The sequence below is a fragment of the Labrenzia sp. 011 genome (assembly GCF_003075075.1).
In the GTDB taxonomy this organism is placed as follows: Bacteria; Pseudomonadota; Alphaproteobacteria; order Rhizobiales; family Stappiaceae; genus Roseibium.
In genome coordinates, this window is sequence record NZ_QCYM01000001.1 from 460,309 (window position 1) to 474,686 (window position 14,378).

Below are 14,378 nucleotides of genomic sequence, written 5' to 3' on the forward strand. Positions count from 1 at the left end.
AAACGCCTTAGATACTGACTGAAAGCGTTCGGAGTGCCGACGCTGTCAGGAACCGTATTTCCGAGGAGAATTTCGTGGCCCAGGGACAACTCAAGCAAGCAAACCGGATGGCCGAACTGACTTCGGTTTACGGGAAGGACGAGCTCTCGGTCGTCACCGTTGAGTGCGACGAGGGCATGAGCGAGGATTTCGAGATCCGCCTGGAGGTTTTCAGCCAGGAGGAAGATCTCGATTTCGACAAGGCGATCGCCACGCATATGACGGTCAAGGTGGTCACCAACAACGGTGACACGCGGTATTTCGACGGGCTTTTGACCGATGCCAAGTGGCAGGGGCACCGGGACGCCTACTATGTTTACAGGTTGACCCTGCGACCCTGGTTCTGGTTGCTGACCAAGAATGCGAACTGCCGGATTTTCAAGGACAAATCGGCTCCGGACATTATCGCGGAGGTTCTCGGCGCCCATGATTTTGCAGATTTTCAGGACAAGCTGACCGAAAGCTACGATCCGATCCATTATTGCGTTCAGTACAGGGAGTCGGATTACGACTTCTGCTGCCGCCTGATGGAGGAATTCGGAATTTCCTATTTCTTCGAGCATCTGGACGGCAAGCATAAAATGATCCTGGCCGACGCCAGATCGTCCTTCAGTCCGATCGTCGGCGATTCCACAATTCCCTTCATTCCGCTTGGCGGCGACAGCCAACGGGATGAGGAACATGTCTATCACTGGATTCCGAGCCGGAAGTTCCGGACCGGCAAGTTCGCGGTCAACGACTACGACTTTGAAAAGCCGAGTGCCTCGCTGGAGGCGGAACGCGACGCCGGGTCCAAGTACCGGGCCGGCTCCCTGGAGCATTACGATTATCCGGGCCGTTATACCGAGAAGGACAAGGGCTCCAAATACAGCAACATCCGCCTGGAAGCGGAACAGGCCGCCGACAAGCGAATTCAGACGGCCGGCGAGGTTCCGCGCTTTTACGCCGGTGGTCTCTTCACCCTGAAGGATCATCCGCACAAACCGCAGAACCGGGAATTTCTGGTGGTGCGGGCAAGTCATCAGATCATTGCCGAACAATACCGTACTGGCGGTGGTGGCGGTGGGGCCCAGGGGGAGGCCTATACCGGGAGCTACGACGTCCTTGCCTCCGATATTCCCTTCAGGACGCCGGCCACGACCCGCAAGCCCCGCATTCCCGGTCCCCAGACGGCCAAGGTTGTCGGCCAGGGGGAAATCGATGTGGACGAGTACGGCCAGATCATGGTCGAATTCCACTGGGACCGCGACAAGACCCAGTCTCGCCGGGTGCGCGTCGCCCAGGTGTGGTCCGGAAAGAACTGGGGCGGCATCTATATCCCGCGTGTCGGCCAGGAGGTGATTATCCAGTTTCTGGAAGGCGATCCGGACAAGCCGATCGTCATCGGAACCGTCTATAACGCCGAAAACATGCCCCCTTACGATCTGCCCGGGGAAAAGAACAAGGCCGGAATCAAGTCCGATTCCACCCAGGGCGGCGGCGGTTACAACGAGTTCGTTCTCGATGACACCAAGGGCCAGGAGCTCATTGGCATGCATGCCCAGAAGGACATGGAGACCGTTATCGAGCATGATGAAAGCCTGCACGTCAAAAACTGCCGCGAGACCAGGATCGGCGTGAACCGCACGGAAGACGTCGGCAACAACACGACGGAAACCATCGGCAAGACCTGGAAGGTGACTGCCGGGAGCAAGATCGAATTCATCTGCGGCGCCAGCAAGATCGTCATGACCCCCTCCTCGATCAAGATAGAGTCACCGATCATCGATGTGAAGGCGTCCGGGACGCTGACCGCCAAGGGCACGCTGACAAATGTGAGTGCCAGCGCGGTATTGACGCTGAAAGGCGGGCTTGTTCTGATCAATTAGAACCGGTCACTGGAATTGCGGCAATCGGAACAGACGTCAACGGGAAGAAACGGAGTAGAGCAGATGGGATCGCGTATCCGCTTTACCAGGGCAAAACAGGTTTTCGAAACCTATCCTGAATTGTCGGAGACGGTGAAAGTGCCGTCTTCCGACATCGCGCCACAGGACTATACGCTGGAGCTTCAGGACGGCGAAGAGCCGGTGACCGCGCTTGCCTATTTCGCGCATGTGCTGCCGAAACGGGAATCCGTGTGGTGGGGCATGAAATGCGTCGCAGGTCTGGACGGAAACAGTACAGAGGATGACCGTCAGATTCTGGTGCTCAGCGAAACCTGGGTACGGGAAGGTGACGAGGATGCCCGCGCGGCCGTTCATGCGGCCGCCGAAGCCGCCAGATCGGACAGCGCCGCAGTATGGATCGGGCTGGCGGCCGGCTGGTCCGGCGGGTCCCTGTCTCCGAATCCGGAGCAGCGGGTCGATATGCCCGACGATCTGACTGCGAAGGCGGTCAATACGGCCTTGCTGATCGCGCTGGGCTCGGTGGATCTCGCAAGGCGGGACGAAGCGCTCAAATCATGCCTTTCCGCGGGGTTGTCCTTCGCCGAAGGTGGTTCAATGCCGGTGGTCAGCCTCAAGGGGCAGGTTCCGGTCCTGTCGTAAGCAATCCGAGGGATGTGCTGGAATGCGTATTACGCTGCAGATCGAGAATGTCGATCGGCTTGAGAGCGGAGGCCAGGTCTCCTACAGCTGCGCCGACCGGGGATTCGATATCGGTCGCCACGAGCATCTCGACTGGAGTCTGCCCGATCCCCACCGTGTGATTTCCGGCAAGCACTGCGAAGTGCGTTTCGAGGGCGGCCAGTTCGTACTCCACGACATCTCGACAAACGGCACCTTCCTGAACGGCAGTCCCAATCGTATGGACAGGGCGCATGCGCTGCGCTCCGGCGACCGGCTGATGATCGGCGATTACATAATCTCCGTTGCGCTGGAAGCAGGCGAAACAATCGGGGGAGGGGTGTCCGCGGGCCCGGCTGCCATGCCCCAAGGTGAAACGCCCCTGTGGAATGCGCCGCAACCGGCCGCCCCTGATCCTGGCTGGCCATCAGGTTCAACCCTTCCGGATCCGGCGCCCTACCCGGTTCAGGAGTCCGGTGGCAGTCCTTGGGGCGCGCCTTCGTCCGGCATGGAAGGGCGGCACGCTCCGCCATCGTCGGCCCCCGGCATAGGCACGCCTGCGGACGATGTCTGGAGTCAGCAGGGACACGGATGGGGCAGCGCCGATCCCGCGCTCTACGATCCGCAGGCAAAATTTCCCGATCGGGAAGCTGCGAGGCCCGCGCAGGCAGATCCCCTGGATCACCTTGCTTCACAGCCGAGTCTCGCACCGTCCGAGCCGGCGCCTGCCTCGCCGTTTCCACCCTTGTCCGGCGCCCCTGACGAACCGGGGCCGCCGCTGTTCGACATGCCCGATCTCGGCGGTGGAGGAGTGGCTCAGGAGAACGCGCAACCGTCTCCGGTTCCGCCGGCTGTAGCGGAACCGGCTGCCGCGTCACCGTTTCCCGAGGCGGATTCCTGGACAGCTCCTGTAACCGCCGCGCCCGCTGCGACGGCTGAAGCGGAGACCCCGGCAGCGCCGGTCGTCCCGCCCGAGGGGGCTCCTGCGCCGCTCCAGCCGCCATCACCTGCAGCGGTTCCGGCAACCGTATCTGCCGCTGATCCGGAGCCGGAAACAGCTCCGGCATTGTCGCCGGCTGACACTCCAGCCGCAGCAGCCGCCACACCAGCGCCTGCGCGTGACGATTTCATCAAGGCATTCGCACAGGGGGCGGGCATTCCTGAGAATGTGCTTCAGGGACGGGATCCGGAAGAGTTCGCCCGCGAACTCGGAACGATCCTGCAAGGGGTTACCGGCGATCTGATGGGCCTGCTGCAGGCCCGCAGCCAGGTCAAGGCGATGACCCGCAATGCCAATCGCACCCTGATAAGCCGCAGCGGCAACAACGCCCTGAAATTCTCGCCAACCCCGCAGATGGCCCTGCAGACCATGTTTTCCCAGGGAGCGGAAGACAACGGTTATCTGCCGATGGGCCAGGCGATGCGGGCCGCCTTCCGGGACATTCAAAAGCATCACGTCTGGACTTATTCCGCCATGCAGAAGGCGGCTGCGCGTTTTGATGATACGCTGTCACCCAGGGCGATTGAACGCGAGGGAAAGGCTGCGAAAAGTCCGTTCGGCAGTCAGAAGGCCAAACTCTGGGAACGGATGGAAGAACGCTGGACCTCGCTGTCCGGCGCATATGACGATGGTCTTGTCGGTGTATTCACTCAGTATTTTACGGAAAGCTATGAAGAATTGACAAGCGAAGACCCGGAGCAGCAATCCGGGCAGATTGATTAATACCGTATTTTGAATTCGTAGAGCGCTACGGCGTTCCATATGTCAAGGAGCAGTGCCTTTATGTCGTGGTATAGCAAGGTCGCATGGACCGAAGGGCTGTTTTTGAGGCCGCACCACCTTCAGCAGAGCGATCGCTATGCGGAGCATCTGCTCGATGAACGGGTAAGGCTTGCGTCCGCCTATCCCTGGGGCTTCTCCGATTTTGAGATCGATCAGGATGTCGGCCAGCAATGCCGCTTCGCCCTGCGTCACGGCCGGGGCATATTTCCGGATGGTACGGTGTTCAACTTTCCGGCGGATGGCACGCCCCCGCCTGCGATCGACGTTCCCGAGGATGCCGCAGGCCAGATCGTCTGGCTGGGGATACCCGAAACGACGGTCAATGCAGTGGAAGTGTCGAACGGGCGCGAGGACGCGGCAACCCGTTATCTTCAGGGCCGCGAGACGATCATCGATTCGACCTCGGCAATCCGTCAGGAAGAGGAAATCGACGTTGCCCATCCGCGGCTGATGTATTCCATCCGCTCCACGCCGCACCCCGGCCAGGTCTGTCTTCCGGTTGCCCGGATTACCGAGATCAAGGACCGTATCGTCATTACCGACGGAGCGTTCGCGCCGCCGGTTCTGGCCTGTCATGTGCATCCCGTCGTCACCGGCTGGATCGATTCGGTCATCGGCTGGGTGGAACGCAAGCTCAGCGAACTGGCCCGCTATGCAGCCGATACTTCCGCCGGCGGCGGTCTGCAGAATTTCGATTACCTGACGCTGCAGATGCTCAACCGGACCCATCCGATGCTGATGCATCTGCGCAAGTCGGCCTATGTTCATCCCGAACGCGTCTATTCGGAGTTCCTGCAGCTTGCCGGAGAACTGGCGACCTTCGCCACCGATGAACGCCGGGCACGCAACTATCCGGTCTATGACCATGACAGGCTGCACGACATCTTCAAGCCGGTCCTGGCGGATATCCAGGCGTTCCTTTCCGCCGGTTACGACCGCCGTGCGATTCGCCTGCCTCTGGAACAACTGGCACCCAATGCCTTCAAGTCGACGATCGTCGATCGCAACCTGTTCTCTCAGGCAAGCTTCGTGATCGAGGTGGCCGCCCGCCGTCCGCTGACGGAAATTCAGACCGAATTTCCGCGTCTCTTCAAGGTCGGGCCTTTCGGACAGATGCGCCAGATCGTCTATTCCAACCTGCCGGGCATTCCCCTGATCCACATGCCGGTGCCGCCCGCGCAGATCAGGGCCCTGACGGACAGGGTCTATTTCAGGCTCGACAAGACAACGCCGCTCTGGCGCGAATTCAGCCAGGATTCCGCGATCGGGCTCCAGTTCTCCGGCAACTGGCCGGATCTGCAGCTTGAATTCTATGCCATCCGGGAGGGCCGCTGATGCCCGATAATGACGATCCCTTTGGTGTATCCAAGCGCAAGGGAAAAACCATTGTCCGGCCCAATCCCGGCGGCCGCTGGAGCGAAACGCAGCCCGGCGCGCCCCAGGCACCGGCCCAGACACCTGCGCCGCCTCAGGCTCCTCCGGGACAGCCTGCGCAGCCACAGCGCCCGGCCAGTGCGCCGGACCCGTGGCAGGGAGGCGCCGGAGCGGGGCCGGACCCCTATGCGCCGACGCCGGCCGGCTACGAATACGGCCAGCAGCAGGCCCCCGATCTTAGGACGCCGCCCCCCGGTCCCCAGTCGTCACCGCCGCCCTATGGCGCTTCCGGTCCCGCCGCGCCGCAGGGCGCCGGACAATTGGCCCAGACACCGGATATCAACCAGATCCGGGTTGCCAATCGCAATCCGATTTCCCGCGCGGCCGCGCCGTTGCTTCTGCTGCTGGGGCGTCTGCATCTGACGATGACGGACGCGCAGTTCGATGCTTTGATGCGCGATGTCTACAATTCCATCAAGACCTTCGAGAAGGATCTGCGCAGCGCCGGCATCACCGATGACCAGATTCGCTCCGCCGCCTATGCGCTTTGCGCCACGTCGGACGATATCGTTCAGAACCTGCCGTCCGCCGGTCGGCATCAGTGGACGCAGTATTCCATGCTGACCCAGTTTTTCGGGCAGGCCACTGGCGGTGTCGAATTTTACCAGCTCCTGGAAAAGGCAAAACAGGACCCGGGCCGGAACTACGGTGTCCTGGAGGTGATGCATGCCTGCCTGTCGCTTGGGTTTTACGGAAAATACCGGGCCATTCAGGGCGGTCAGCAGGGGCTTGAGCGCGAACGGCGGGACCTGCACGAGATTCTCAGACGTGTCCGGCCCCGGCCGGGAGACGATCTGTCGCCTCATTGGCGCGGTCTGGAGCTCTTGCAGAAGCGGACCGGCTTTTCCGTTCCGATTTGGTCGGTGGCCGCTGTCGCCGGGGCCTTGCTGCTCGGCGGATATGTGACCCTGATGCTGCTGCTGTCCAGCGGCAGTGAAGTCCTCGCCAGCCGTGCCGCCGCTCTTTATCCGAACGGCCCGGTGGAACTGGCACGCGAAGGCTACCAGCCCAAACCGCCGCCGTCGCCTCCACCGCCCCAGGACGCCACGATCGACACGGTTTCGCAACAGCTTGCGGGTCTGGACGGCCTGGAAATCTCGCAGGCGGGACCTGCGATCATGCTGCGCATGCGCGCCCAGTTCGACGTCGCCGCGGCGACTTTGCGGCCGGAATTCCAGCTTCTGGTCGAACAGGTGGCCCAGACGCTCGGCGAGGTGGACGGGGAAATTCTCGTCGTCGGACATACCGACAGCGACCCGATCCGCAACAATCCGCGTTTTCCGAGCAACTGGCACCTGTCCGTCGAGCGGGCGAAGTCCGTCGCGGCGGTGATGGACGCCGTCCTCCAGGACCCCGGACGGGTGCAGGTGGAAGGACGCGGAGCCGATGAGCCGATCGCGCCCAATACCAGCCGGGAAGGCAAGGCGCTCAACCGCCGTGTCGAGGTCTTCCTGAAGCCGCCGACCAAGGGTCTGGTGATCAACAATTAGAGTTCAAGGCCGGGCAACCGCAGTATTAAGGCAGTATCAATGAAATTCTGGCTTGGAATATCGGCAATTCTGATAGGCATTCTTGCCCTTGTCGCACTGATCTGGTTCGGGGGACCGTTCCTGGCGATTGCCGGCGTGCGCCCGTTCGAGCCGCTTTGGGTGCGCCTGCTTCTGGCGTCGCTCATTGTGCTGACGATCGGCGGATGGACCGCTTACCGCATCTACAGGCGCATTGCTGCCAACCGGGCACTGGAACAGGAGATCCTGCAGCCGAAGGCCAGCGATGAGGACATGGAGATCCTGTCCGAGCGCATGAAGGATGCGCTGAAGACCCTGAAAACCGCCAGCGGCGGCGGACGCACCTATCTCTATGATCTTCCCTGGTATCTGATGATCGGACCGCCGGGCGCGGGAAAGACGACGGCTCTGGTTCATTCGGGTCTGAAATTCGCCAATGCCCGCGGCAAAGGTGAAGCGCAGAAACTCGAAGGCCTCGGTGGCACGCGCTACTGCGACTGGTGGTTTGCGGAAAATGCCGTTCTGATCGATACGGCGGGACGCTACACCACACAGGACTCCGACGCCGAGCATGACCGGGAGGGCTGGCTGGGTTTCCTCAGGATGCTGCGCAAGGCGCGGCCGCGCCAGCCGGTCAACGGCGTCATGGTGTCGATCAGCCTGGAAGACCTGATGACCCTGTCGGAAGAGGAGCTGAAGCTTCATACGGACGCCATCCGGTCGCGGCTGATCGAACTCTACAAGACCCTGAAGATCGATTTTCCCGTCTATGTGATCTTCACAAAGGCCGACACGATCGCCGGCTTCATGGAGTTTTTCGGCTCCTATCCGGAAAGCCGCCGCAATCTCGTATGGGGCGCGACGTTCCAGACACGCGAAAAGAACAAGAACATGGTGGCGGAAGTGCCCGCCGAATTCGATCTTCTTGTCGAGCGCCTCAACGAGGAGATGGCTGACAGGCTGCAGGAGGAACCCGATCCGCGCGCGCGTCTGATGCTCTATGGCTTTCCGACACAGGTCGCCGCTCTCAGGGAGCGGATGACCGGTTTCCTGAATGCGATCTTCGAGCCGAGCCGATATTACCCCAACGCGGTCCTGCGCGGGTTCTACTTCACCTCCGGCACCCAGACCGGAACGGCGATCGACCGGGTCATTGGCTCCATGAGCCAGGCCTTCGGCACGGCTTATCAGGCAGCCGCGCTGTCCGGTCAGGGCAAGAGCTACTTTCTCCGGGATCTCCTGACCAAGGTCATCATCGGCGAAGCGGGCTGGGTCACCCACAACCGCCAGGCGGTGCGCATGGCCACGGCTGCGCGGATCGGTGCCTATGCGGCCATAGCGCTGGTCACGATCGGCCTCGGCACTCTGTGGACGGTCAGCTATCTCAACAATAGGGCCCTGATCGACGAGACCGCCAAGGCCGTGGCGGCCGTGCGCGCCGAAGGTGAGGGGGTGCTGGATCAGCGGGTGGTTCGTGACGACAGCCTGCGTGACACGGCCTATATCCTGTCGCTGCTGCGCGCGTTGCCTGCCGGCTATGACAGCCGGAACAATCCGACGCCCTTCATGGAAAAATTCGGCCTCAGCCAGCGCGAACGCCTCGAGGCGGCAGGCGTCACGTCCTACCGCAGCGGGCTTGAGCGCCTGCTGCGCCCGCGTCTTCTGCTCAGGATCGAGGAGCAGATGACCGACGTGCTCGACAACCGGACGGGACCAGGCGGGCAGGACATCGACGATCTCTACAATCTTACCAAGCTCTACCGTATGGTGGCCGGTGACGCGCCGGAAATCGACAAGGAGCAGATCAAGAATTCCTTCCGTGCGGATTTCCTTCAGAGTTTCCCCGGCCCCCAGGGAGAGGTTCTGCGCAATGAACTCAATTCCCATGTCGGGGCCATGCTGGATCTGGATTTCGGCGGCAATGTTCTGACGAGCCAGCTCGACGGTGTTCTGGTTGCCGAGGTCCAGCGCGAGCTTGCGCGCGTCAGCGTCGCCGAGCGCGGCTATGCCCTGCTGAAATCCCGGGCCAAGGGCCTGGCCAGCGAAAACTGGATTGCCGAAGAGCGTGGCGGCCCGGACATGGAGACCGTTTTCGAGACGGAAAACGGCGATACACTGGACACGGTCTCCGTCGACAAGTTCTTTACCTACCCGGGGTTCCACCTGACTGTCCTGCCGAATCTGGCCGGTATCCGGGAGGAACTCAAACGTGACAACTGGGTCTTCGGCGACATCGGCGAAGCCGATGCCTTTGCCGATCAGTACCAGTCGCTGCCGGGGGAAATCCTGTCTCTCTATACCAGGGACTTCATAGAGGCTTGGGAAGATGCCCTCGGAAACCTCAAGTTCAAGTCCATGCGGGACGACAAGCCGCTTTATACGGCGCTTCAGGCGGTTTCCGCTCCAACGTCACCCGTCGTCCAGATTCTGGAAAGCATTCGTCGGGAAACGCTGCTGACCCAGGACCTTTCCAGCCAGGGCATTGCCGGAATCTCCTCCGGGGGGGAAGCGCAGGATGCCGGTGGCGAAGCGGCGCAGAAGATCTTCCAGCGCTATGTTCTCGATTCCTCCGGTGGTCTGAAACGCATCGGTCTCGAGGCCGGAATCAAGGCGCTTGCGCCGAATGGAGTCTCGGGAGCGCTGGGTGCGGTTTCTGGGGGCGGTGGTGGCGGACCGGAAATCATTCCCGGCAAGGCGATCGAGGATCATTTCCGCCCCTACCACGTGCTGGTGGAAGGGGAAAACAGCCGCAAGATCGATGCCCTGCTGGTCAACTTCAAGAATATTCTCGACAATCTTCTGGTGGTTGCCAACAACCCGCTGCAGAGCGAGACGGCAAACTCAAATGTCCAGATCCAGGCGTCCCTGCTCAGGAGCAATGCGACGCGGTTTCCCAATCCTTTCGACAAACTGATCCTGCAGGCGGCCAAGGAATTCGACGAGGAGTTCAAGGAAACCTCGATCACGCAGCTCAACGAGAAGCTGAAGTCGCAGGTTGTCGGCCAGTGTCAGGGGATCGTCGGCAGGAACTTCCCCTTCACCAACGGGCGTTCGGAAGTTCCGATGACCGAATTCGCCAAACTGTTCTCGCCCTCGGGGATCATGCAGCGATTTTTCGACGAAAACCTGAAACCCCTGGTCGATACCTCGGTGCGGCCGTGGACGTGGAAACCGGAAGTCTCGCAATCGGACCGGCTGTCCAACGCCACCTTGCGTCAGTTCGAGCGTGCTGACCTGATCAAGCAGGCCTTCTTTCCGACAGGAAACGCCTTTCCCTCCGTCGGTCTTCAGGTTGTTCCGCGTGCCTTGTCGCAACAGGCGGACGCCGCGAGCCTGGAGGTGAACGGCAACCTGGTTCTGGTCACGCGCGGACCGGGATTCAACGCGGAGATCGAGCCGCTCCCGGCAAGTTTCGACTGGCCGAGCAACACGGCAACGCCGCGGGTCGTGCTGGTGATCCAGCCGGAAGTGCCGGGATACCGGTCGCGGCAGGAAATCCATGGCGACTGGGCCTTCTACCGTTTCATCCGCTCCAACCGGGTGAGCTCCGATCCGAACAAGTTCGTGGTCCGGGAAACGCTCGGCGGCCGGCAGGTGGCCTTCACGATCACCTTGCGGTCGAAACCCAATCCGTTCTTCCTGTCGGCTGTCGGGGACTTCAGCTGTCCGACGAGTTTTTAGGGCATGGCAGGCGGGACGGCCGGCAGCGGCTATTTTGGCAAATTGCCGGCGCGGGCCGACTTCGTGACCGGTTCCTGCCCGGCAGGGTTCCTGAGGCTGTGGGAGCCGTTCCTGATCCAGGGGCTTGCGCAGTCCCGGCTGGAGCTGAAAGACGCCTGGGAGGAGGCCTATATGACCATGCCGCTTTGGCGATTCTGGGTAAAACCCACGGACGGCGGCAGACTTGAAAGCGCCGTGGCCGGAGTTTTCATGCCCAATGTGGATCGGGTCGGGCGGAAATTCCCCCTGACGGTGGTCGCACCCGTCAACCCGGCGGAGCAGGAGGGCGGCAGGCCCGTCGGTGACTGGTACGAGGCGACCGAAGCGATCCTGCTGCAGACATTGCGGGAGGATGCCGGTCTGGACGGATTTCGCGACGCGGTGGATGGTCTCGGCCTGCCGGCGGAGACGGCTCCGGCGGATGCTCCCTCCGGCACGCCCGAGCTTGCGGCAATGGAGGAAACCGGGAGGTGGCTCAGTGCCGGTTTTCGCTGCCGGGCAGGGGATCGCGAATATGCGTTTGCCTGTGCCGGCCTGCCGCATGCGACAGCCTTCCGCTGGCTGATACTACCGGAAAACCATGGTGGCACGGTTGCCGGCGATGAAGACGGAGCAGGGACAACTCGTGGGCTGTATCATCCGGAGGACAGTCGGACATGATCGGGAAAACTCAGGAAGCCCTTCGCGGATTCGCGGTCGGGGTCACGCACACCGGACGGGTGCGGGAAGAAAATCAGGACACCTATTTCGTTGACGAAGGCAAGGGCGTTTTTGCGGTCATGGACGGGGCTGGAGGACTGAGTGGCGGGGCAATGGCCTCGGATCTCGTCAGACAGGCCCTTTGCAACATCTCCCGCCCGCGCAGTGCCGAGGATCTGCTGGAACAGTTCGAAAGCCGCGTGATCGTCGCAAAGGACCGGATAGAAAGTGCGGCCGACCGGGCCGAAAACGGTCCCATGGGGACAACTATTGCCGCGCTTCTGACCTACGATACAAACTTTGCCTGCATCTGGGCGGGGGACAGCCGGGTCTACCGGTTCAGGAACGGTCAGCTGGAGCAATTGACCACGGATCACACCGAGGCCCAGGAGCTGGTGGACCAGAATGTCCTGACCGAGGAGGAGGCCAAGACTTTCGCGCGGCGTCATGTCATAACCCACGCGATCGGTTCCGGTCTGGATCTCGAGCTGGAAATGGTTTCCGGCAATCTGCTGCCGGGCGACCGCTTTCTGCTATGTTCGGACGGATTGACAGGGCATCTGGACGATGCCGTGATCGGAACCTTCCTGATGAACGGTGCACCGAACGCGGCCGCGCAATGCCTGATCAAGGGGGCGCTCGATGGAGGCGGCTCGGACAATGTGACCGTGGTGATCGTGGATATTGACCGCGTTGCCGCGGGTGAAGGAGCTACCGACAGATGAGCCCTGCTCAGAACTTGCTGCCGAAAGGAACACGGCTCAACAATCTTTACGAGATTGAAGAGCATATCGCCGACGGCGGCATTGGCACCGTGTATCGGGCTCGGGATGTGGAAAGCGGCGACCCGGTCGCCATCAAGGTGCTGCTGGCGAGTTTCGCCAGGGATCCGATGATCCTCGATCTGTTCAAGCGCGAAGCCAAGATCCTGCGAAAACTGAAGCATGATGCGCTGACGCAGTATTTCGTCTTCGCCAAGGAGCCGACGCTCGGCATCTATTATCTGGCCATGGAATTTGTCGCCGGTCCGTCCCTGAGCAAGCGGATCGAAGCCGGTCCCCTTGAGCCCGAAGCGGTCTATCGTCTCCTCCACAGGGTCGCCTCGGCGCTTCAGGCCGTCCACGACCGGGAAGTCATCCATCGCGACCTTTCGCCGGACAACATCATCCTGCAGAACGGCGATGTCGGTCAGGCCAAGATCATCGATTTCGGCATTTCCCGGTCCAATACCGGCGGCCCGACGATCATCGGCGACGGTTTCGCCGGCAAGGTGAACTACGTATCCCCCGAGCAGGTGGGCATTTACGACGGCAAGGTTACCCCGCGCAGCGACATCTATTCGCTCGGTCTTGTTCTGGCGGAGGCGCTGACGGGCAAACAGATCGACATGGGCGGCACCCAGGTGCAGATCGTCGAAAAACGACGTCAGGTGCCCGCGCTCGACGGAATCGACGCCCGGTTCCGTCCGCTGCTGGAAGCTATGCTGCAGCCCGATCCGGCCAACCGACCGGCGTCCATGGCGGAAATTGCCGAATGGACGCTCGGTGCCCCCATGACCCGGCGCGTTCAGGAGGCGACGATCATCCGGCCCTCTGGACCGCCGCCGGAACAATCCGCGCTCGACGAAACACCACCGCCGGTCAGATGGGGCCGTCGCATTCTTGTCGCCGTGTCCCTTCTGGGCTTTGCGGGGCTCGGGGCAGGCGGGGTCTATTTTCTCGCCGGCCAGACGGTGCCGGATCTGGAAGACAAGCCGGTTCTGGTGGCCGCGCCGCGCGAAAACGCACCTGCAGCCCCGGTGCGCCTGGAAACGCCGGATCCCGGGACGGACCAGACGCAAACGGGACCGGCCAGTCCCGGACAGACAGATCCTTCCGTCCCCCCTGTTGTGGATCTCCCGGCAAGCGGGGGACAGACTTCCGGGGCGCAGGAGAGCGGGAGCGACGCGGTCTCGCAGGAAACCGGCGATCAGGTTGCCAATATCGCACCGCCGGACATTCCCGTGAATGAGGACCCGCCGGAGGCGGTGAATCCGGAAGACCGTATCCGCAATTTCGTCCGCAGCTATCAGGCGGGGGACTGCATGTATCTGCAGCCGGTGGAGATCGCCAGTCGCAAGGCGGAAATCGAGGGATTTGCCTCACGCACACCGCCATTCATCAGTTTCGACAGTGATTTCACCGAAAGCCAGGGCTTCGAAGCCAAGATTCAGGTCAATCTCGTCACCGACGCGCAATGCCCGGCCATCGCGTTCCTGAGGGCAACACCTCAGGGGGGCGCAAAGACGAAGCTCTACCTGGATATGCAACGTACCGTCATTCCGAACGGCGAGAACATGGCCGGGCGGATATCCGGCCATGACCCGGCCACCGGTGGTCTCGGTCTGCTTTATATTTCCAGCACCGGCGAAGTGGTCAACCTGTCGCCCTATATCCAGAGCGATGACGGCGGCGCCGGGTTCGTGGTTCCGCTCAGTCTCAATAGCTCGTCGGAGGAAACCGGCCTGGTCATCGCCATGGTCGGACCGGACATCGCCTCTGCACTTCGAAGCCGGAGCGAAAAACAGGCAAAGCCATTCTTTGAAAGCCTGTCGCAGGATGTGCCGGTTCTGCGGGCGACCGCGACGACGATCAAGGTCGTGCCGTGAAC

9 protein-coding genes are annotated in these 14,378 nt (G+C 61.7%); all 9 read left to right on the plus strand.

Translation table 11 applies throughout. The features are described from left to right. Positions 1-74: 74 nt before the first annotated feature. Positions 75-1,907, plus strand: coding sequence for a type VI secretion system tip protein TssI/VgrG (gene tssI, locus DCO57_RS01980; protein ID WP_133192612.1), 1,833 nt, complete (start codon positions 75-77; stop codon positions 1,905-1,907). Positions 1,908-1,970: 63 nt separating this feature from the next. Then, positions 1,971-2,567 (plus strand): hypothetical protein, encoded by a 597-nt coding sequence (locus DCO57_RS01985; protein ID WP_116697149.1) that lies wholly within the window; start codon positions 1,971-1,973, stop codon positions 2,565-2,567. A 22-nt stretch (positions 2,568-2,589) separates the two neighbouring features. Continuing rightward, on the plus strand, positions 2,590-4,308 hold the full coding sequence (gene tagH, locus DCO57_RS01990; protein WP_116697150.1) for a type VI secretion system-associated FHA domain protein TagH: 1,719 nt from the start codon (positions 2,590-2,592) through the stop codon (positions 4,306-4,308). 60 nt (positions 4,309-4,368) lie between these two features. Then, positions 4,369-5,703: a type VI secretion system baseplate subunit TssK gene (tssK, locus tag DCO57_RS01995; protein WP_116697151.1), complete on the plus strand. Its 1,335-nt coding sequence runs from the start codon at positions 4,369-4,371 to the stop codon at positions 5,701-5,703. Next, complete coding sequence (icmH, locus tag DCO57_RS02000) at positions 5,703-7,292, plus strand: type IVB secretion system protein IcmH/DotU (RefSeq protein ID WP_116697152.1); 1,590 nt, start codon at positions 5,703-5,705, stop codon at positions 7,290-7,292. Before tssK ends, icmH begins: the two co-directional genes overlap by 1 nt. 39 nt (positions 7,293-7,331) lie before the next feature. Continuing rightward, positions 7,332-10,991 (plus strand): type VI secretion system membrane subunit TssM, encoded by a 3,660-nt coding sequence (gene tssM, locus DCO57_RS02005; protein ID WP_116697153.1) that lies wholly within the window; start codon positions 7,332-7,334, stop codon positions 10,989-10,991. Between the two features lie 3 nt (positions 10,992-10,994). Next, a complete protein-coding gene (gene tagF / locus DCO57_RS02010; protein ID WP_116697154.1) occupies positions 10,995-11,690 on the plus strand; it encodes a type VI secretion system-associated protein TagF in 696 nt (231 codons plus the stop codon). Beyond that, positions 11,687-12,454: a protein phosphatase 2C domain-containing protein gene (locus tag DCO57_RS02015; RefSeq protein ID WP_116697155.1), complete on the plus strand. Its 768-nt coding sequence runs from the start codon at positions 11,687-11,689 to the stop codon at positions 12,452-12,454. Before tagF ends, DCO57_RS02015 begins: the two co-directional genes overlap by 4 nt. Beyond that, on the plus strand, positions 12,451-14,376 hold the full coding sequence (locus DCO57_RS02020; RefSeq protein WP_116697156.1) for a serine/threonine-protein kinase: 1,926 nt from the start codon (positions 12,451-12,453) through the stop codon (positions 14,374-14,376). The genes DCO57_RS02015 and DCO57_RS02020 overlap by 4 nt, the downstream gene beginning before the upstream one ends. Positions 14,377-14,378: the final 2 nt, after the last annotated feature.

Excerpts from the sequence above, each read along its gene's own strand:
- DCO57_RS01985 (WP_116697149.1), top strand. The coding sequence starts at position 1,971 with ATGGGATCGCGTATCCGCTTTACCAGGGCAAAACAGGTTTTCGAAACC.
- tagH (WP_116697150.1), top strand. The coding sequence starts at position 2,590 with ATGCGTATTACGCTGCAGATCGAGAATGTCGATCGGCTTGAGAGCGGA.
- tssK (WP_116697151.1), top strand. The coding sequence starts at position 4,369 with ATGTCGTGGTATAGCAAGGTCGCATGGACCGAAGGGCTGTTTTTGAGG.
- icmH (WP_116697152.1), top strand. The coding sequence starts at position 5,703 with ATGCCCGATAATGACGATCCCTTTGGTGTATCCAAGCGCAAGGGAAAA.
- tssM (WP_116697153.1), top strand. The coding sequence starts at position 7,332 with ATGAAATTCTGGCTTGGAATATCGGCAATTCTGATAGGCATTCTTGCC.
- tagF (WP_116697154.1), top strand. The coding sequence starts at position 10,995 with ATGGCAGGCGGGACGGCCGGCAGCGGCTATTTTGGCAAATTGCCGGCG.
- DCO57_RS02015 (WP_116697155.1), top strand. The coding sequence starts at position 11,687 with ATGATCGGGAAAACTCAGGAAGCCCTTCGCGGATTCGCGGTCGGGGTC.
- DCO57_RS02020 (WP_116697156.1), top strand. The coding sequence starts at position 12,451 with ATGAGCCCTGCTCAGAACTTGCTGCCGAAAGGAACACGGCTCAACAAT.